This is a genomic window from Brevibacillus laterosporus DSM 25 (assembly GCF_002706795.1).
In the GTDB taxonomy this organism is placed as follows: Bacteria; Bacillota; Bacilli; order Brevibacillales; family Brevibacillaceae; genus Brevibacillus_B; species Brevibacillus_B laterosporus.
The window spans coordinates 2,256,459-2,275,000 of sequence record NZ_CP017705.1 but is presented as its reverse complement, the minus strand read 5'-3'; the positions used below and the strand labels follow the sequence as shown (position 1 = coordinate 2,275,000).

At 38.5% G+C, this 18,542-nt stretch carries 22 protein-coding genes (1 of these 22 only partly in view); 2 read left to right on the top strand and 20 right to left on the bottom strand.

The genetic code is table 11. From position 1 onward, the window contains the following. From lysS to BrL25_RS10740, 14 genes are all read right to left on the bottom strand, one after another. Nucleotides 1–476, bottom strand: the beginning of a protein-coding gene (lysS, locus tag BrL25_RS10805; protein ID WP_018672268.1) for a lysine--tRNA ligase. 1,051 nt of this gene lie to the left of the window's left edge; only the first 476 of its 1,527 coding nucleotides appear in the window; the start codon lies at nucleotides 474–476; the stop codon falls past the left edge of the window. 92 nt (nucleotides 477–568) lie between these two features. After that, a complete protein-coding gene (gene greA, locus BrL25_RS10800; protein WP_003333840.1) occupies nucleotides 569–1,045 on the bottom strand; it encodes a transcription elongation factor GreA in 477 nt (158 codons plus the stop codon). 216 nt (nucleotides 1,046–1,261) lie between these two features. Further along, on the bottom strand, nucleotides 1,262–2,290 hold the full coding sequence (gene dusB, locus BrL25_RS10795) for a tRNA dihydrouridine synthase DusB (protein ID WP_018672269.1): 1,029 nt from the start codon (nucleotides 2,288–2,290) through the stop codon (nucleotides 1,262–1,264). A gap of 32 nt (nucleotides 2,291–2,322) precedes the next feature. Next, nucleotides 2,323–2,544 (bottom strand): helix-turn-helix domain-containing protein, encoded by a 222-nt coding sequence (locus tag BrL25_RS10790; protein ID WP_035312107.1) that lies wholly within the window; start codon nucleotides 2,542–2,544, stop codon nucleotides 2,323–2,325. After that, a complete protein-coding gene (folK, locus tag BrL25_RS10785) occupies nucleotides 2,496–3,026 on the bottom strand; it encodes a 2-amino-4-hydroxy-6-hydroxymethyldihydropteridine diphosphokinase (RefSeq protein WP_018672270.1) in 531 nt (176 codons plus the stop codon). The genes BrL25_RS10790 and folK overlap by 49 nt, the downstream gene beginning before the upstream one ends. A 1-nt stretch (nucleotide 3,027) precedes the next feature. Continuing rightward, nucleotides 3,028–3,393, bottom strand: coding sequence for a dihydroneopterin aldolase (folB, locus tag BrL25_RS10780; protein WP_018672271.1), 366 nt, complete (start codon nucleotides 3,391–3,393; stop codon nucleotides 3,028–3,030). Beyond that, nucleotides 3,386–4,249, bottom strand: a complete 864-nt coding sequence (folP, locus tag BrL25_RS10775; protein WP_018672272.1) for a dihydropteroate synthase — start codon at nucleotides 4,247–4,249, stop codon at nucleotides 3,386–3,388. The genes folB and folP overlap by 8 nt, the downstream gene beginning before the upstream one ends. A 42-nt stretch (nucleotides 4,250–4,291) precedes the next feature. Beyond that, on the bottom strand, nucleotides 4,292–5,137 hold the full coding sequence (gene pabC, locus BrL25_RS10770; protein WP_018672273.1) for an aminodeoxychorismate lyase: 846 nt from the start codon (nucleotides 5,135–5,137) through the stop codon (nucleotides 4,292–4,294). 170 nt (nucleotides 5,138–5,307) lie between these two features. Further along, complete coding sequence (pabA, locus tag BrL25_RS10765; protein ID WP_018672274.1) at nucleotides 5,308–5,898, bottom strand: aminodeoxychorismate/anthranilate synthase component II; 591 nt, start codon at nucleotides 5,896–5,898, stop codon at nucleotides 5,308–5,310. A 430-nt stretch (nucleotides 5,899–6,328) separates the two neighbouring features. Continuing rightward, nucleotides 6,329–7,261, bottom strand: a complete 933-nt coding sequence (gene cysK / locus BrL25_RS10760) for a cysteine synthase A (RefSeq protein ID WP_018672276.1) — start codon at nucleotides 7,259–7,261, stop codon at nucleotides 6,329–6,331. A gap of 77 nt (nucleotides 7,262–7,338) precedes the next feature. Then, entirely contained in the window at nucleotides 7,339–8,232 is an 894-nt protein-coding gene (locus BrL25_RS10755) for a peptidyl-prolyl cis-trans isomerase (protein WP_018672277.1), read from the bottom strand. A 122-nt stretch (nucleotides 8,233–8,354) separates the two neighbouring features. Next, nucleotides 8,355–9,233 carry an Hsp33 family molecular chaperone HslO gene (gene hslO, locus BrL25_RS10750; RefSeq protein ID WP_018672278.1) on the bottom strand — a complete coding sequence of 293 codons (879 nt, stop codon included), beginning with the start codon at nucleotides 9,231–9,233 and terminating at the stop codon, nucleotides 8,355–8,357. A gap of 219 nt (nucleotides 9,234–9,452) precedes the next feature. Beyond that, nucleotides 9,453–9,770 (bottom strand): winged helix-turn-helix transcriptional regulator, encoded by a 318-nt coding sequence (locus BrL25_RS10745; RefSeq protein WP_003333851.1) that lies wholly within the window; start codon nucleotides 9,768–9,770, stop codon nucleotides 9,453–9,455. Nucleotides 9,771–10,127: 357 nt separating this feature from the next. Next, the gene (locus BrL25_RS10740) at nucleotides 10,128–11,069 is read right to left on the bottom strand and encodes a sigma-70 family RNA polymerase sigma factor (RefSeq protein ID WP_018672279.1); all 942 of its coding nucleotides are present in this window, start codon (nucleotides 11,067–11,069) and stop codon (nucleotides 10,128–10,130) included. Nucleotides 11,070–11,722: 653 nt separating this feature from the next. Here BrL25_RS10740 and BrL25_RS10735 point away from each other — a divergent pair. Further along, nucleotides 11,723–12,253 carry an RNA polymerase sigma factor gene (locus BrL25_RS10735; RefSeq protein WP_018672280.1) on the top strand — a complete coding sequence of 177 codons (531 nt, stop codon included), beginning with the start codon at nucleotides 11,723–11,725 and terminating at the stop codon, nucleotides 12,251–12,253. Continuing rightward, entirely contained in the window at nucleotides 12,243–13,562 is a 1,320-nt protein-coding gene (locus BrL25_RS10730) for a YjgB family protein (RefSeq protein ID WP_018672281.1), read from the top strand. The genes BrL25_RS10735 and BrL25_RS10730 overlap by 11 nt, the downstream gene beginning before the upstream one ends. Nucleotides 13,563–13,843: 281 nt before the next feature. Here BrL25_RS10730 and BrL25_RS10725 read toward each other — a convergent pair whose 3' ends face one another. The 6 genes from BrL25_RS10725 to BrL25_RS10705 form a co-directional block, all read right to left on the bottom strand. Beyond that, nucleotides 13,844–13,963 carry an aspartyl-phosphate phosphatase Spo0E family protein gene (locus BrL25_RS10725; RefSeq protein ID WP_335639070.1) on the bottom strand — a complete coding sequence of 40 codons (120 nt, stop codon included), beginning with the start codon at nucleotides 13,961–13,963 and terminating at the stop codon, nucleotides 13,844–13,846. Between the two features lie 399 nt (nucleotides 13,964–14,362). Continuing rightward, nucleotides 14,363–15,565 carry a hypothetical protein gene (locus BrL25_RS10720; RefSeq protein ID WP_018672282.1) on the bottom strand — a complete coding sequence of 401 codons (1,203 nt, stop codon included), beginning with the start codon at nucleotides 15,563–15,565 and terminating at the stop codon, nucleotides 14,363–14,365. Nucleotides 15,566–15,624: 59 nt separating this feature from the next. Further along, the gene (locus BrL25_RS10715; RefSeq protein ID WP_035312108.1) at nucleotides 15,625–16,416 is read right to left on the bottom strand and encodes a C39 family peptidase; all 792 of its coding nucleotides are present in this window, start codon (nucleotides 16,414–16,416) and stop codon (nucleotides 15,625–15,627) included. A 318-nt stretch (nucleotides 16,417–16,734) separates the two neighbouring features. Continuing rightward, nucleotides 16,735–16,875 carry a hypothetical protein gene (locus tag BrL25_RS24790; RefSeq protein WP_018672284.1) on the bottom strand — a complete coding sequence of 47 codons (141 nt, stop codon included), beginning with the start codon at nucleotides 16,873–16,875 and terminating at the stop codon, nucleotides 16,735–16,737. Next, nucleotides 16,872–18,173 carry a helix-turn-helix domain-containing protein gene (locus BrL25_RS10710; RefSeq protein WP_018672285.1) on the bottom strand — a complete coding sequence of 434 codons (1,302 nt, stop codon included), beginning with the start codon at nucleotides 18,171–18,173 and terminating at the stop codon, nucleotides 16,872–16,874. Before BrL25_RS10710 ends, BrL25_RS24790 begins: the two co-directional genes overlap by 4 nt. Nucleotides 18,174–18,340: 167 nt before the next feature. Then, on the bottom strand, nucleotides 18,341–18,490 hold the full coding sequence (locus BrL25_RS10705) for a hypothetical protein (protein WP_155803045.1): 150 nt from the start codon (nucleotides 18,488–18,490) through the stop codon (nucleotides 18,341–18,343). Nucleotides 18,491–18,542 lie beyond the last annotated feature (52 nt).

Here is an 18,542-nt window from a genome sequence, read left to right as displayed (position 1 = left end):
AATTTCTCTGGTAATGGACGGAGAGATTTGCTTAGGAAAACTAAGCTTTTCGCTTTGACACTTAACTCGCCCGTTTTTGTTTTAAATAAAGTACCTGTAAGACCGATAATGTCCCCAATATCACTTAAATCAAAAACGTTATATAGGTCGTCGCCGACAGTATCTTTTCGCACATAAATCTGAATCTGACCAGAGCGATCCAATAGTTGCGCAAAACTAGCCTTACCCATACTGCGCTTTGCCATTAAACGACCGGCGATAGTAACTTCGTGATTCGCTTCTTCAAGCTCTTCTTTGGTTTTATCCGTGAAGCTAGCTGTAATATCCGAAGCAAAATCCTTCTGTTCAAATTTCTTCCCAAATGGATCAATGCCCCATTCACGTAATTGATCCATTTTGTCATGGCGAACTTGTAGCAATTCGTGTAGTTCTTGCTCAGTTCCTTGCTCTTGTTGTAGGTCTTCTTCTCTTGCCATTCCTCTTCACTCCTAACAGAACGCTCTGTTAAAGCCCATTGAATAGGACTAGGGCGTACCATCTAAAGATTGGTACGCCATTTAACATGAGCTTATCGATTAATTTCAAGTACTTCGTATTGAATAACGCCCGCTGGAACGTTTACATCTACTGTAGATCCTTTTGCTTTTCCAAGCAAGGCTTGACCAACAGGAGATTCGTTTGAAATTTTATTGTTTAATGGATCAGATTCAGCAGAACCAACGATAGTGTAGTCTACAATGTCCCCAAATTCAAGATCTTTCAGACGAACAGTCGAACCAACACTTACCACATTGGTATCAACATCTTCGTTCGTAATAATGCGAGCATTACGTAACATTTTTTCTAGGGTTAGAATGCGCCCCTCAATGAACGCTTGCTCATTTTTAGCTTCTTCATACTCAGAGTTTTCACTAATATCTCCAAAGCTAATGGCTTCTTTAATACGCGCAGCTACTTCTTTACGCTTAACAGTTTTTAAATCTTCTAATTCTTGCTCAAGCTTCGCAAGGCCTTCAGGTGTAAGAATGACTTCTTTTTCAGACATCTTCGTATTCCCCCGTTTATCAATTTTTAATCCCGTTATCAAAAAAGTACACAGGATTATATGTAGATCACCCACTTAATATACTAGGGGTAATCGTTTTCTTCTTGTAATACAGTGGGTCATAGGGAAAGCTGCCAGATCAGATCTGGCAGCTTCAAGTACATAATACGATGAATTATAGGATATGGGAAATACGTTGTCAATGTTTGATTTCCATTATAAGGCAGAGATTTTTACAGACCCTTCTTTTTCAATCTCCGTATCATCAAACGCTCCGCTTTCTACCCAATCAACGTACTCATGTAATAGACGATGTAATTCCTCTTCTGTTTCAACAGAATTTATCAGGTGTTTAGTCTGAGTGGCGCCTTTTAAACCTTTCAAGTACCATGCAGCGTGTTTGCGCATCTCAAGTATGCCAACTCTTGGTCCTTTTAATGCAACTAAACGTTTAGCATGTAGCAAACAGATATTAACCTTATCACGGGCAGTAGGCTCACCTAGCAATTCTCCTGTGGTTAAATATTGAATCGTACGATACAGCATCCAAGGATTCCCTAGAGCTGCACGACCGATCATAACCCCATCGCAGCCTGTCGTATCTAACATTCTTTTTGCATCTTCTGGTGATGATACGTCACCATTACCGATAACCGGAATATTAACTACCTCTTTGACTCGGCGAATCCATTCCCAGTCAGCCTGACCCTTGTACATCTGAACACGAGTACGAGCATGCACAGAAACTGCTTTACCACCAGCGCGCTCTACCGCCTGTGCATTATCTAGGACGTATAGATGATCCTCGTCCCAGCCTAAACGCATTTTGACTGTTACCGGTTTGTCTACAGCATCTACTACTGCTGACACCACTTCATAAATTTTTTCCGGGTCTAGTAACAAACGAGCTCCTGCATCACAACTAACAATCTTAGGAACAGGACACCCCATGTTAATATCGATAATATCTGCATTGGTGTTTTGGTCAACGTATTGAGCTGCTCCCACCAATGTCTCCTTATCTCCGCCGAAAATTTGTAGACTCAAGGGTTTTTCACGTTCATCTACATATAACATGTCTAACGTTTTTTTGTTACCATGCATAATTGCCTTGTCGCTAACCATTTCAGCACAGACCAGACCTGTGCCAAATTCTTTAGCAATCAAGCGAAAAGCAGGATTACATACTCCTGCCATTGGGGCTAAGACAACATTATTTTTTAGTTCTATGTTCCCGATTTTCATATATAAAACCTCCTTAAGCGAAGGGACTCTGCCTACTTTTCATTCCCTTTATTTATAGCACATAATTCCTCATATTCAACTTGTAAAGTGTTGGCTATCTTCCGTAACACTAGTTCGGTCGGTGGTTTCGTCCCTCTCTCCAAGGTACCTACAAATGATAATGATACTCCCATTTCAGTGGCTAATTGCTGTTGTGTAAAGCCTTTTAATTTGCGGAACGCTCTGATTCGGCTCCCCAATCTAATGTCCCCCATACCTGTACCCCCTGCGTTTCTATACAATGATGGATTGCTTCTTCTATGGTTAAATCTGTTCCCGGTATAACTCCTTGCCATACCTCTTGAAGAGGAATGAGCACAAACGCACGATGAATCATCTCTGGATGAGGAATAACCAAATTCGGTAACTTCACTTGCTCCTCTCCAAAAAGCAATAGATCAATATCAATATTGCGTGGGCCCCAGCGCTCAAGGCGAACTCTCCCTAATCTTTGCTCAATTGATAAGGCTGCCTCCAATAACTCTAGGGGCGCTAAGCTGGTCTTAATCTGAATCACCATATTTAAAAAGGCAGGCTGATCTGTATAGCCCACTGGATCCGTTTCATATACAGAAGAAAGGCGAGATACCTGAATAAAATCATGTGCATGTAACTCGGCGATGGCACCTTTAAGCATAGCTTCTCGCTCTCCCTGATTAGATCCAAGGGCAATATATGCTTCTGTAAGGTTGCCCATGCTAGTTACTCCCCTTCTTCCTGATCATCTCGATCGCAACTGATTGATAATGACCTGCAATCGGTGGATCTGGTTTTGTTACTTTTGCTTTGACTTCATCTAAAGGAAAATCACTCAACAGACCATCGCAAATTTGCGACGTCAATTTTTCCAACAATTGATAACGCTCTCCTTCAACGATAGCCTTCACTCTTTCGTAAATATCAGCATAATTAACGGTATATTCTAGCTGATCCGTATCAGCAGCTTTTCGCAAATCAAGCGAGAGCTCCAAATCAACATAGAACCGTTGACCAAGCTTTGCCTCTTCTTGAAAAACACCATGATAACCATAAAAAGCCATACCATTAAAATAGATTTTATCCATTGTAACGTGCCCCTTTTTTCATAGCATCCATCATCGTTGCTGTTCGTTTTATGGCTTTAACATCGTGCACACGCATGATATGACAACCTTTTTCAATACCTAGTGCTACCGTAGCTATTGTACCCTCTAAACGTTCTTCCACAGGTAAATCAAGAACCTTACCAATCATGGACTTCCGTGAGGTTCCTAGTAAAACAGGGTAGCCAAGAGCCACTAAATCGTCCAACCGCCGCATGGCCTCTAGGTTTTGTTGCAATGTTTTAGCAAAACCAATGCCTGGGTCCAGCACGATCATCTCTTCTGAAACACCTGCTGCTAAAGCTAGCTGGATAGATTCCTGTAAATCCTCTATATAGTCGAGGAAGAAATCCTGGTACTCCATCTGCTCTCGATTGTGCATCAAGATAATCGGCACATTCCATTTAGCAGCTACAGCAGCCATTTCGGAGTCTTTTTTCGCCCCCCACACATCATTAATAATATGGGCTCCTGCCCGCAACGCTTCGTCGGCAACCCGGGCTTTATAGGTATCAACAGAGATCGGTACATCTATATCGCGGGAGAGGCGCTCGATAATCGGAATGATTCGCTCTAATTCTTGTTCCGCACTAACAAGCTGAGAACCTGGCCGTGTCGACTCTCCCCCTACATCGATGATATCCGCCCCATCCTTCACAAGCCTCTCAGCATGGCGCATAGCGGCATCCAGCTGATTGTAATGTCCTCCATCCGAAAAAGAGTCAGGAGTGACGTTAAGGATTCCCATAATTAAAGTTCTTTCGTGTAGCGGAAGATTATATGTACCACATGATAGTGATGTAAATTTAGTCAGAGGACGCTCATGATCATGTTTCATCTTTTTCGAACTCCTTTTTATAATGTGGAAAGCATAACACAATCAGTTGGACAATTCTACCAATCGCCTGTAGGCTTCGTGCAACTTTCGTGTCACCTTTCCATAAACGTATGGAATTTCTATATTCTCTACAATCGACACCGGAACAAGCTCTTGAATTGAGTTCGTTACGAACACTTCATCTGCTGTTAATAAATCCTCAAGGGGATAAAGACCTTCCTCCACGTTTAGACCACCTGCATGCGCAATAGTAATGACAGCATCCCGGGTAATTCCCGCTAACAGATTAGTATCCACGGAAGGCGTATATATCTTATTGTCCTTCACCCAAAAAACATTACTTACGACTCCTTCACAGATATGACCTTCTTTTGTTAAAAATAGACCTTCTATATCCGCTGCCTCTCCTATTTCTTGTTTACCCAGAGCGCAATTTAAATAATTGTGAGACTTAAAACGCTGGTTTCCTTCCTGAGTCTGCCTTGGAAAGGAAATTACTTTCAATCTTTTGGCAATAGGAGGCTGTGCGATTGGCGTTACTGATTTGACAAAAATATAAAGCGATGGCTGCTCATATACACCGCTATGCAAACCAACACCCTCTTCTCCCCCAGTAATACTAATTCGTACATAAGCATCCTCTAGCTTATTCTTCTTTAGAGTAGCCTGCACAGCACGATATATCTCACTACGATCCCACTTGTGACGAATACATAAGGCAGTCATTCCTTGTTCCAGACGCAACATATGCTCATCCCAAAAACACGGTTTTCCTTGATAAATTCGAACGCTTTCAAATAAACCGATACCATATAAAAAGCCATGATCCATGGCTGAAACTACTGCTTGTTCAACAGGTACAATGTTATCATTAACAAACACCCACATCCGCTTAATCTCCTAGCTATCAGACGTTTATCCCTCTTCTACAGCACATAAAATCATAGTATCATAACTAAAACTTTCCTCGAAACTCTCCTGTCGTGACTTTGGTTTATTCCACTTTTGAAAAAACCACCTGCAATCATTTTTGCAAGTGGCTTTGAAGTAATGTTTCGTTATTTGATAGGTTGAATCTCTTTTGCATAAGCCGTCAAAAAGTTTTTCAACATTTGTTTTCCGTATTGGGTAATGATTGATTCGGGATGAAATTGAACCCCTTCGATAGGTAGCTCCCTATGACGAATGGCCATTATTTCACCTTCAGGCGTTCGTGCTGTAATCTCTATTTCTTCTGGAATTGATTCTTCCTGGATCACTAACGAATGATAACGGGCAGCTTGGAATGGTGAAGGTATTGATGCAAAAATAGTTTTGCCATCATGTAATACCTCCGATGTTTTGCCATGCATAAGCCGGTCTGCCCGGACTATTTTCCCACCAAATACTTGGCCAATTGATTGATGTCCGAGGCATACACCAAAAATCGGAACCTTACCCGCAAAATGACGGACGACATCCATACTAATTCCAGCTTCATTGGGTGTGCAAGGACCTGGAGAAATCATCAGGTAGTCTGGCTTCATGTTTTCGATTTCTTCTAGCGTGATTTTATCGTTACGAAATACCCGTAACTCCTCACCCAACTCTCCAACAAATTGTACTAGGTTGTACGTAAAGGAATCATAGTTATCAATCATAATGATCATACTCGGCTCTCCTCTCGGCTCTTCAGCCTCTCGTTCTCGAATTCTTCACTCAGCTCAACTGCTTTCCATAAGGCCTCCGCCTTTTTCAACAACTCGTCACCCGCTTCTGACGTAAGAATTTAAATGGTCAAAAGCAACAGGTCTTGATCTATCATAACATACAGATCTGATAGCTGTAAGTCATCATTTGGAAGCTTTTGTAAGATTAATTCAAAAAATTAATTGATTTCATAGCTTAGATAACCGGATCTTCAGGCTCAGTAGCTGCTTCATACACGTCGCTACATAATCCCTCATTCCTTGTCACAGAAAGAAAAGGGCATCATGCAATTTCACTCTTTCCACACGGAGAACGACAAAAAGAAGTGGTCCCAGCATCGTGCCGAGCCACTTCCATTCGATTATTCCTTATAAAAAAGCCAAACCACTATTAATCTTCAAAATGATAAAGTGGCGTAGATAAATAGCGTTCTCCATTACTAGGAATAATAACCACTACTTTTTTCCCTTTACCTAAACGACTTGCTATATCGAGAGCCGCTGCAATAGCCGCACCTGAAGAAATTCCACCTAAGATTCCTTCTTCCTTAGCTACACGACGAGCTGTTTCAAAAGCAGCCTCGTTTTCAATAGGAAGAATTTCATCATAAATAGACGTATCCAAAATCTCGGGTACGAATCCAGCACCAATTCCCTGAATCTTATGAGGACCTGGTTTTCCTCCAGACAAGACCGGTGAAGCCTGAGGTTCTACCCCGTAAATTTTTACCTCTGGGTATTCTTCTTTTAGCACTTGGCCCACGCCTGTAATCGTTCCGCCTGTACCAATACCAGCAATAAAAGCGTCAATACCACCAATCTCTTTTCCTTGCTCAAGCAACTCTTTTGCTGTAGTTTCTCGATGTACCTTAGGATTGGCTGTATTATTAAATTGTTGCGGGATAAAATAGTCTGAGTTCTCGCGAGCAAGTTCTTCTGCCTTACGAATCGCTCCGCCCATTCCTTCCGCTCCTGGGGTCAAGATTAGTTCCGCTCCATACGCACGTAGCAAATTACGTCTTTCAATACTCATTGTATCTGGCATAACCAAGATAGCACGATATCCCTTTGCCGCAGCCACCATTGCTAATCCAATCCCTGTGTTACCGCTGGTTGGTTCAATTATGGTATCGCCAAGCTTCAATTTACCTTCCGCTTCGGCTGTTTCAATCATAGAAAGTGCGATACGATCTTTCACACTACTTCCGGGGTTAAAGAACTCCAACTTTAAATAGATATCAGCCATGTCTTCCGTTACGACACGATTGAGTTTGACTAATGGCGTATTTCCAATCAGTTCTGTAATAGATTGTGCAACCCGCATGTTTTTGTCCCCCTCAAATAATCACCGAGTAATTTGCTAGGATTTGTAGGTATTATAACAAATCATATTCATTAGCGTCAACGATATGTTAGCTCCTTCACTTCTACTTTGGTGGTCTTACGTAAACGATTTAAAATTTCATCAAACGACTCGGCTTTGGCGATAGCCATATCTTCAAAAACTTTTTCCTTCGATTGCTCAAAAGTTGGGATCACTTCTTCCTTCCGCTCTGTTATACGCAATAGTGCATAGCCGTCTTCAACCGGAATAGGAGCAGATACTTCATTTATTTTCATATCCTGAAGAGCGAACTGTTCATTTTCTGTTAAAGAATCTTCCTTTAATAAAATGATCCCCATATCTCCACCACTTGAAGCTGTTTGAGCATCTACAGATCGTTCTTTGGCTAACGCAACAAAATCTGCTCCCTTTGACAGCTCTTGAAATAAATCTTGAGCTTCTTGTTCTGTTTTTACTAACAATCGATAAAGATGTACGGTGGTTGGTTGAATATAATCTGGTTGGTGTTGCTGAAAATAAGCTCGTAGCTCATCATCACTGATTGTCACATTCTTTGAAGCCAGCTTTTTCAACAGCAATTGATAACGAACTTCCTGCTCCATTTGAGCTGGAGTCTGTCCTAATCGATCCTGCACCTCACTAGGGATATCACCCTCATGTGGGAAATGACTTCTTATCCTCTGAATCTCTTCCTGAACTCGCTGATCAGAAACAGTAATTTGCAGACGACTTGCTTCTTGGAAGACTAGTTGGTGGTCGATCATACGATCCAACATCTGCTTTCCATAGCGCTCTTTTAACTGTGAGATTAGCGCTTGCTCTGTAACGGTTTCGTCTCCCACCTTAGCTACTGCTGCTAAACCTGCTCCTTTGTACCAAGCACCCGATACGACAGCTAACAATAAGATGAGCGCACCAATCAAGCTCCACAAAAACCGAACGTTACGCATCCATTTCTCTCCATTTCATTGAAATTCTATAATATTAGGGCAAGAAAAAAACGGTAGTTGACGTGTCGTTAGCAATCGCACATGTCTCATGCTCTAGTCTCCACCGTTTTGTCTCTTAATCTTTATTTATCCAAATCATTAATGATTTCCTGCAAATCATCCTGGTCAAACTGGTAAAGTTCATTACAGAAATGGCAGTGAACCTCTGCTCCGCCCTCTTCTCTTTGCATGCTCATTAATTCTGCCTTACCTAAGCTTGCTAATGTATTGCCCACTTTTTCGGCTGAGCAACCACAGTTAAAGGTAAGATCGAGCTTGCTATGAATAGTAGGATTATCCAAAACCTTAGCTATCAATTCTTCCGGCGTAATGCCTTCTGCAATTAATCGTGATACCTGCGGCAATTTACTAATTTTCTCTTCAATTTTCGCAATATCCTCTTCAGGAGTACCTGGAAGTAATTGCAAAATAAATCCACCTGATCCAAAAATGGAATGATCCTCAGGATTGACCAATACACCTACTGCAACAGCTGAAGGAGTCTGCTCTGATACCACAAAATAATAACTAAAATCTTCTCCGATCTCACCAGATACAATCGGTACACTACCTTGATACGGTTCTCGAAGACCTAAATCCTTCGTTACATATAAAAAACCATCTGTACCCACTGCTCGTCGAACGTCTAGTTTGCCAAGTTCATTTAACTCAAAATGGACTTGTGGATTTGTTACATACGCACGCAATTCGCCATGGGCATTGGCCTCAGCAAAGATACCACCAATCGGACCACCGCCATTAATCTTGACCGAAATACGTTCGTCCCCTTTAAGCATAGCACCCATCATAGCGGTCACTGTAAGCGTGCGCCCTAAAGCTGCACTAGCAGTATTCAGCATACCGTGCCGTTTTCTAATATCCTCTACAATTCCGGTCGTCCGGGCAGCAAATGCTCGAACATTACCATTAAAACCTGTTGCTCTTACCAAATAGTCGCTCATACTCGTCCTCCTTGCATGTCCTCTTCTTTTGTTTCAGTGTGCCTCGTGTGCTCAGTACACATTCTCTTGTTTTTGCACATTCTGGGTTACTGTTGTTTGACTGTAGGTAATTGATTGCACCAAAGTATTTCTCTTGTTTACGCAACTTTGATCCAATCAATTAGCTATTCATGCACAACAAAACTCCCGCGCATGAGGCAGGAGTCCTCCATTCAGTCCCTATTTAGAATGTACCCAGGATTCGGCCCAAGTTTGCACAGCATCCATGACGGTTTTTAACCCTCTGCCTTTATCTGTTAACTCGTATTCAATACGTACAGGGGTTTCAGGATAGACATTCCGCGTCAAAACACCAGCAAGTTCTAACTCCTTAAATCTTTCCGCCAACATCCTATCACTCATACCAGGTATGACTTCAGATATATCTTTAAAGCGCTTAGGCCCTGTCATCAACACACAAATAATTAATCCCGTCCAGCGTTTCCCCAACAATTCAAAAGCAGTCTCAAGCTTTGGGCACAATTGGTGGTCACTCATCTTTATCACTCCCTTATAGTTATTTTACCATAGCTACTTGACAAAAATAAGTTTTCAGAAGTGGAGATTCCTTTTTAAAGTGTAGTTTTCCCGCTTTCCAAGTAAAAAATGGTTACTGCCTACTCACTTATTTACTTTCCTCATATGAATAGTATAAGGCCTTCCTATTATTAGACAAACCTCTATGGTAATCATGTTAATTATATAGAATCTTCAGTTTATTTTAAATGTAGGAAGAGTTACACAGACATAAGAAAAATAGACAATAAAAAGGAGCATGATCATGCTTCTTAGCATGTAGCTCCTTTGACCTCCAATTATGGGGACAATGAATGAATGATCTTCTTTTTACATACCTTAGGAAAGGTACTCCATCAAATTGCGTGAACACTTCTGTTTGCGCAATCTCTCAATCGTAGTCGCTTCAATTTGACGTATACGCTCGCGAGTAAGACCAAACATCTTGCCTACTTCCTCTAACGTATAAACCTGATCATCATACAGTCCATAACGCATCGCAATGATTTCTTGCGAACGTGGACTTAATACGGATAAAGCATCAAAGACTCGGTCTCTTAGATCAACTCGTTCAATCCAGTCTTCTAATGAGTTTTCTTTGTCATCAACAATTTCGGCGTAGCTTAGCAATTCTTCGTCATCTTCCATGTGGAGTACGACGGGCTGCTCGTCAATTGATTCCATTTTAATGCGAAGAGCATACTCGATGGTATCCATTTTTTCCAAGGGAATATTTAAATAGTTTGCAATCTCATGTCGTTCGGGATTGCGGTTCAGCAAATGAGCTAATTGCATTACTTTCTTTTGATAGAGACGTATTTGCTCATGCATGTGTACAGGTATACGAATAAGACGGCCTTTGTCACTGATAGCACGTGTGATGGCTTGTGAAATCCACCAATGCGAGTAGTGATATAAACGGACGCCTCTTGTAATATCAAATTTTTCTATTGCAGTAAATAACCCAATTGTTCCTTCTTGAATGAGATCAAGGAACGGCATTCCCTTTTTTAAATGACGAAGTGCAGTGTTAACGACATAACGAAGATAAGCACGTACTAGAACCTCGCGAGCTTCTAAATCACCATCACGCTGATACTGAATCAAATATTGCATTTCTTCATCTTTATCCAACATAGGTGTTGCTGCTACGCCCTCCAAAAACAATAACGCGGAAGTATCTGACCGTAAAGATTTAGGAACAACAATCGATAATTCGTTCTCGACTTCACGCCAACGCCGGGCACAATCTTGGAAAGAGGTGTGACTCATAGTGGTCATGTGCAACCCTCACTTCATCGGAAATAGAAATATTCAGTTATCTCCTGTTGACACATTAAAACATATTGTATAATCCTTATGTTAACAGAATATCAGGAAAAAGGTGAACAAAATTTTTGAAATAACTAGAACTTTTTACATCTAGTTATTAATTCCTTAATTATGCTATACCTTTCCTGCTATACATTACGTACCAATTCTAATTTTACCGTACGTAGGAGATAACGGTCACATTACTACTTACCGGAAAATGTTTTGTAGCGAATCATTAGTACTTCGGTAAACGAACTAGTGCATTCTTTTATGGTAACTGATCCTTTGTTAATCAGTGTACACCAATTTTACCTTGTACCAAACCCTCTAAGTTAAAAACTTTTTGAATTAACTCGCTACTAATATTGACTCCCTATCCCCCCAAAAAGTTGCATTTCTTCCTATATGTAAAATCTGGATACCCATTTGCTGTCTACTTATAAGAAAATAAATGATATGAAACGCAAAAAAAGTGTAAGAAAGCTATCATCGTCTCGTCTATTTCCTTACCCAGCTTTTTGGAGCTTCAAATCATGCTAGTAAGGATGAAGCTGACTTGTTTTTTATATATACTCCAAGACTATCAGAGGGTAATTCTTTAAAAAGAGGTGTCACACAAATTGACTAGGCGCGAACACATTGAGGAGTGGTTTGTTCGTTATAGTGACGATATATATAAATTTTTAGTTTACTATACGCGTAACCGCGATGTAGAAGATTTGGTGCAGGAAGTTTTCATGAAGGCTATGAGAGGTTATGAAAAATACGAAGGAAAAGCTCAACCTAAAACCTGGCTTTTTTCAATTGCACGCAATACAGCAATTGATCATGAACGAAAGAAGCGCTATATGAGTTGGCTACCAGATACCTGGTTAAAACAAATAAAATCAACTGACGAAACACCTGAAGAGATTGTAGGCAAACAGGAAGAAAATCAAATGCTCTATGCCGCTGTGCAGCGATTAAAACCATCCTATCGGGAGGTTGTGATCCTACGCGGAATAAAAGGATTGTCCCCGAGTGAGACCGCAGAAATCCTGCAATGGAGCGAAAGCAAAGTAAATACAACCTTGCATCGTGCTTTAAAAACTTTACAGAGAAGCCTGGGCAAAGAAACTGATGTAGATGGGGTGATTAATCGTGTCATCTAATAAATTTACAAACCTAGATGAACAATCGAATCAAACGTTAAAGCATCTGCAAACACTCCCAGATCACAAACTGGATGCTGAAAGCAAGCAACACATGCTGGCTCATTTATTAAGAGAAGAGAAAAAAGATTTGCACAGAAGTGATCTATCTACTTATTTTACTTGGATCAGTAAGGGAATTGTGTGCAGTTCATTAGTTCTAGCCACCTTCTGGTTAGGAAATTCGTGGGTGCAACAGAATCAGCTAACCAATCCAAACAAAGCTCTGGTATCTGCTACTCCAAGTCATTATAAGGAGTCTCGCAGTACTGATTCACTCAACTCTTTCCATGATAGCAAGAAAAGTGTGGGGAAAAATAGCCAAACAGTGACTCCTGCGCAAAGCAAGCTTTTATTAAGCGTAATGGAGAGAGCTAAAAGCGGTAAGGTTATAAATGCAGATATTGCTGTAAAAACATCCCTTGCGGACGACATAAAAAAAGTGTGGGGTGAATCAAAAGGGCAGGATCAGGTACGATTTGGTCTGCCTACTGCTAATTACCCTGAGAAGTCATTAGCGTTTGCTTACAATAAAGGGGAGCAGCTAGTAGAAATTATTTCAACCGACTCTCGGCTGACCGCTCTAAATAAAGAACAAGTGGAACAGGTTCTTGGGAAGCCCCAATTTGTGCAACAATACACGGATCAACTGAAATACAGCTATTCTGCCGGTGAGGATTATCAATTAGTATTTTATTTTACTCCTATCAGCATTACTAATAGTTCGAACACAACTGATCCTTCTGTTGGGAATCATGATGTATCTCTACAAATTGAACATGTAAGTGTCGTTTATCCAGACGGACGGAAAAACCCCATGCTTGGAGATAATATTGATTTCTTACAAAGAATAAATGAATCTGCTTCTCAAGGACTGTTAGTAGAAGACTTTAGAGTGGGCCAAACCACTAAGGAGCAAATAGAGCAACGCTGGGGTAAAGCTGATAAAATGGACACTCCGTATAAAACTACCTATGCGGTCTATCGTAAGCAAGGTACTGTCGCAGGATATGATTCTAAAGGTCTACTGATTGAAATCCGAAGCTTTAATCTTCACTTGCAAGACATTCACCTATCGGAGGTCAAAACAGCCTTGGGCGAAAAATTAAAAGGATACTTTAATAGAAATAAAGAACAGATCTTTACTTACCCATTAAATAATGAGTATCAGCTTCAAGTGGTCATAACTCCTGTAACAAATAAGAATACTGACCCATTAGTGGATCATGTAAATGTAGTACACAAACAATCCGAGAGTTGGGAAACGTGATTTCTTGAATAAGAACCACGGTAGATAGAGATTTTAGCTGGGACACTATTTGGTTTTTTATGACTTTGCCTGGGTTAGAAATCAGGCAAAGTCATTTTTTAATCTTCTTGTGCTAAATACTATCATTTTGATTGGAACTGTTGGTATCGCTCCTAATATTAACAATTATTTTTTCAATTTTTTAAAACCTATATCTTGATGTTGGTCACTCCATCTTAGTGACATTTATACTCCTTAAAATACAGAAAGGTTAATCGAACAAGGAACAACTAGAAAAAGTTTCATCTAGCTCTACACCCGTTAATCTTCCAATCCCTTTGAGCTTTGACGATATACTCATCTAGTTCTTGACTCATTTTCACTACCCTTTCATTTGAAAACGAACCTTCCTTACAATACAATTTTATTAATTTTTGCCGAAGAACTTCTGTAGAGTTCAATAAATTACTGTCCAATTGATGAATTTGTACTTCATCTTTCAATGATAGATTGGCAATATCAACTTGAGTAACCCTACCTGTTATTCAAGGCGGTTGGGATGGTCTTAATTCCTTTCCAACCTCTAGAGTATCACTATTTGCTTTATTAAAAGAACACACATTCATTCCTCCTTTTACTTCTCCTCTCATTGCACATTGTTAATTCTACTTACAGTTTCTAAATTAACTAAAACTTACAAATAAGAAACGTTCTACATTTTTTTACAAAATAATTTAATAACCTAATCAAATTAAATACAAAAAAGCCGAAAACATCTCGTTCCGGTAAAGATAGAGATGTCTCGGCTATAACAAAAAATATCACTCAAGAACATACATTTTTATCACGTCTTTATTTTTTTCATCGTCATCAAGAGCGAAAGAAATAAATCTGCCCGATTTATACAACTTACTTGTAAGAGTCTGATTAGCAGAAATAGGCATTCGTTGACCAGTGTTTAAATCAACCACGAAAATTTGATTTATTGCATATCTATAGAAAAGAAAATTCTCTTTAATTATAGGTGTATCATTTGTTAATTTTTTACTATATCCATCGAACCTGTACTTAACTTTACCATCTTTCAAGGAAGCAATAAATACCGCACCTTCTTCTGTCCAGACAAACCAATTTCCCCCTACTGTATAATCAATAACCCTGTTCTTCTCTAGCAAATGCAAAGGGTGAGTATTATTTTGGTTAGGGTAAAAAGAAATTCGGTATTTTTTTGTGCTATTGTTCTTATCAAAAATTGATTGATGTACAATAAACCCTTCATCTACAGCATTCATTGAAGAAAAGAATACTCCATTTCTTCCATTTGATTCATCTAATTCAACTGTTGCAATAACCTTTTCATTTCCTGTTGTTGGACTATAGGAAACCACTTTACTTATAACTTTTTTGTTCGGAAAATCATACTCTATCCAAGTTATGTTCCCATTTGATATTCCCAGAATAGGAGGGTCTATTTCATTCTTAGTTACCCCTGATTTTATTGTTTTTTTAGTTGCGTTTGACAAATTATATGCAATTATGCTCCAATGAAGTTCATTATTTAAGTCACTATCATATTCGACCCAATATAATGATTTATTAATACCAGTTAGGGAATTAGTAATCCTTCCTTTTGGGGCTACATAAATTTTTTTATAAGCCTTACTTTTCTTATTATAAGTTCCTACAAAAGAATATTCCTCTTTTGCATCTAATGTGTCAAAAGCAATTATTTCTTCGTTAACATATTCTGGGGCAACTGAAACACCTTCAACCGTGTCTCTTCTTAAATCATAAGTTCTAATTTTAAAAGGGACATTCAACTTATCATTTTCTCGTGAAGAAAGAGTAGCTTTATCATCTGAGAACATCACGTCAGATTTCTGCATTAACTCAAACTTGTTTTCTGGGGATGATACTGGTGATTGCTTCTGTAATATAGTGTCTTTTGTATTGATACTAGGTTCACTACAAGCAGAAACCAACATTAAGGTCAACAGTAGGCATATTTTAATAAATTTATTCATCTTTCACCTCTGTTAAATAAGTTTAAATCCTTGAGGCTAATATGCCCCAAGGATGTTTATTACCAAATGACTGCACTTCTAAAATGATTCTGATTTGCTTTCCAAACACCATCAGCAGGATGCCATGTATTACCTAGTGTTACACCTCTCCCCCCTTGGTCAAAAGGGTCAGTCAATCTCAACTCCCAGTCTCTCCAATCATATCCAGAGGCATTTAATATATGCCCTTTTACAGCCTTTTTATAGATTGGCATATACTCCGGCTTAATAGAAAGATCAATTACTACGGGATAATCATGCTCTACTCCATATTCAATCTTATCCAAAAACTTATATTTTTGATCGGAATCATGAGTAGTGTAAACATACTTATTTTTATTTTGATTGTCATTAAGAACGTTATCAATTACCGAAAAGTCTGTGCCGTCAGTTGTAGTCCCAAGCTCTTTTGCATAAGACTTCTGACTCTTTGAATTTCCATTGATATAATGAAGAACTTGTTTAACCGTAGCAGGACCGCACCAGTAGTTAGTTTCTTGTTCAAATACTTTAACGCCAATAGTACCCCTTATTTTCTCATCCTCTTTAAATATTCGTTGGATTTCTGAATTTGATAGTTCGTAGATTTCTTCACGACTGATTTCTTCATACTTATCTCGAAGAAAACTATCCAGAGCTTCTTCCTTTTCTTGAAGAGCATCGATCTGCTCCTGTGTTTTAATATCCTCAGTAGGTGTTTGGTTATCTCCAGTTCCTTCTGCAAATACTGGCGGAATTATTAATAGACTCGAAAGTGATGTTGTCAATAATAGTTTTGTTGCTAATTTCTTATTAATAGGCACAATTCTCATCCTTCCCCGACATTGGAAAATAGTTAAGTCAATTCCTCTACCAATATTGATTAGTAGAAATAGAAAAGTTTCTTAAGGTGGTAGGGACATTATTTCTTCAAATAAGCAAAAAAATATGTCCCTAATTAGTTCTTTAAACACTAATAAAAGCACCTCCCATCAACTTTGATATTCGAATTTTACCAATAGTTTCTTTAAATTATATTTTTTGTAAACAAGAAACATTAGACAAATTATTACATAATTCGCACACTACTATAAATAAAAAGGGTACCACTCTGTAAAAAGTGTGGTACCCCTTGGAGAAACTTCAAATGATTAATGACCAGGGTCTTCAAAGAAAACTTGAATACGTTGGCTAGAAGCATATTCCTTTTCTGAACGATTCTCCATATTAATAAATACAAGTGACGAAAGAATACTGGAAAAGATTACAGAGGTTATTACAAGTTTTTTCATAAAACCCCTCCCCTTTCTTCTACTGTAACAGTACTATACAATTCATTTAATTTTTCCGCAATTTCAATTTTAGTTTTTTTTCTGAATAAAACATGGTAATAAAAAATATCCTTAGAACATTCAATAATGTCTTGATATGATCCAATCGTAGCATAGAAGGATATGCTTTTTAGATAAGATTCTATGCCAGTATCAAACTGCCCATTTTCAATAAGATAAGTACCTTTATATCTATAATACTTACCTAATTGAGCATGCTGATAAGGTGTGACTACATGCAGTGGAAAGTGCTTTTCTTGAGACTTTATCAGTTCCCCAATCAATTGAGAATTTTTTATCTCAAACAAAGCTTCTAAAAGCATATTTAATCGGTGCAAACGTCTGTTACCTTCAACTTCTTCCACACATTCTTTAAGCAATGGAATTGCTTTATGATTTTGTCCTGTTTTAAAAAGAATGATAGCTCTGTAATATTTTATGCATTCAATTATAAAACTATAGCCTTTTTTTTCACATTCATCTAAATGTGCATTAAAACTTTCGTAGTCTTCAAGAATTGCGTAAGAGTTACACATTGCTAATGCTACATTCTCTTTAAGACTGTTTGTTGTTAAATCCATTTTCATGCCTGTTTGACCAAATTCAATACATTTTTCGTACTTTTTAATATTATGTGCATGAAGTGCCATTCGATAATAAAAAATAGTTTGTTCCTCATCGGATAAAAAACCAACGTAGTGTAAAATTTCTTCTCCGATTTGAAATGTTTTTTCAAGTCCTTTTAAGTCTTCTCTCTCAATTATGTATTGTTGAAATAGTCCTTTAGCTATATACATTGGCACTCCATGTTGTCTAGCATATTTAATAATAACACAGTAAAGTAACACCTTTACTTCATTATTATTCTTGATCTTGGCAGTAAGATCATAGAGACGTTCTAAAGCTTTATATGTCTCTTCATAAGGAGACTCAAGAATTTTTTGAGCCACATGTGGGATTAATTGAAATTGAGAGATTTCAATCGCTTCGATTATGAGATCAAGTAAAACCTCAACACGTTTTTCTATCTTAGCGTACTGTTCAACAATGTCTTTATAAGGCAGTTTCAAAACTTCTGTTATAGACCTGATTGTTTTTAATTCGGGTCGTTTGGTTTCCCCGCTTTCCAACTTTGAAATTACGCTCTTATTAATATTTGTTAATCTACCTAGTTCTGAAATGCTTAATCCAAATTCTTCACGTTTCTCTTTAATCAAGTCACCCAAAGTTGTATAAACCAAAGTTTTGTTTCCTTCCATTTATACCCCTGCCTTTACCTATTTATATACTTCTTCCAGAACTATGTTATTGCTTAAATGTCATATCAAAAATCACACCAGTACTTAACACATCTAAATAATAATACCCAAAATGTATAATTATGTAAATAACAATAAAAATTTATTGATTAATTCACGTTTTTTTATCATATATGTACACGCTCTCCTTTTCGCAACTGTTCTGATGCTCGATTTCTATTATTTGAAAACATTTTTACTTTAATTAGGAAACCACATGCAATTGCCAACAGCGTGATAACTAGCAAACGAATATAACTAATACGAAAGCCTCTCATTGCACCCCCTCCTTCACCATCCAGTAAAGGAAGCATACTGTTGCTTTTTAGG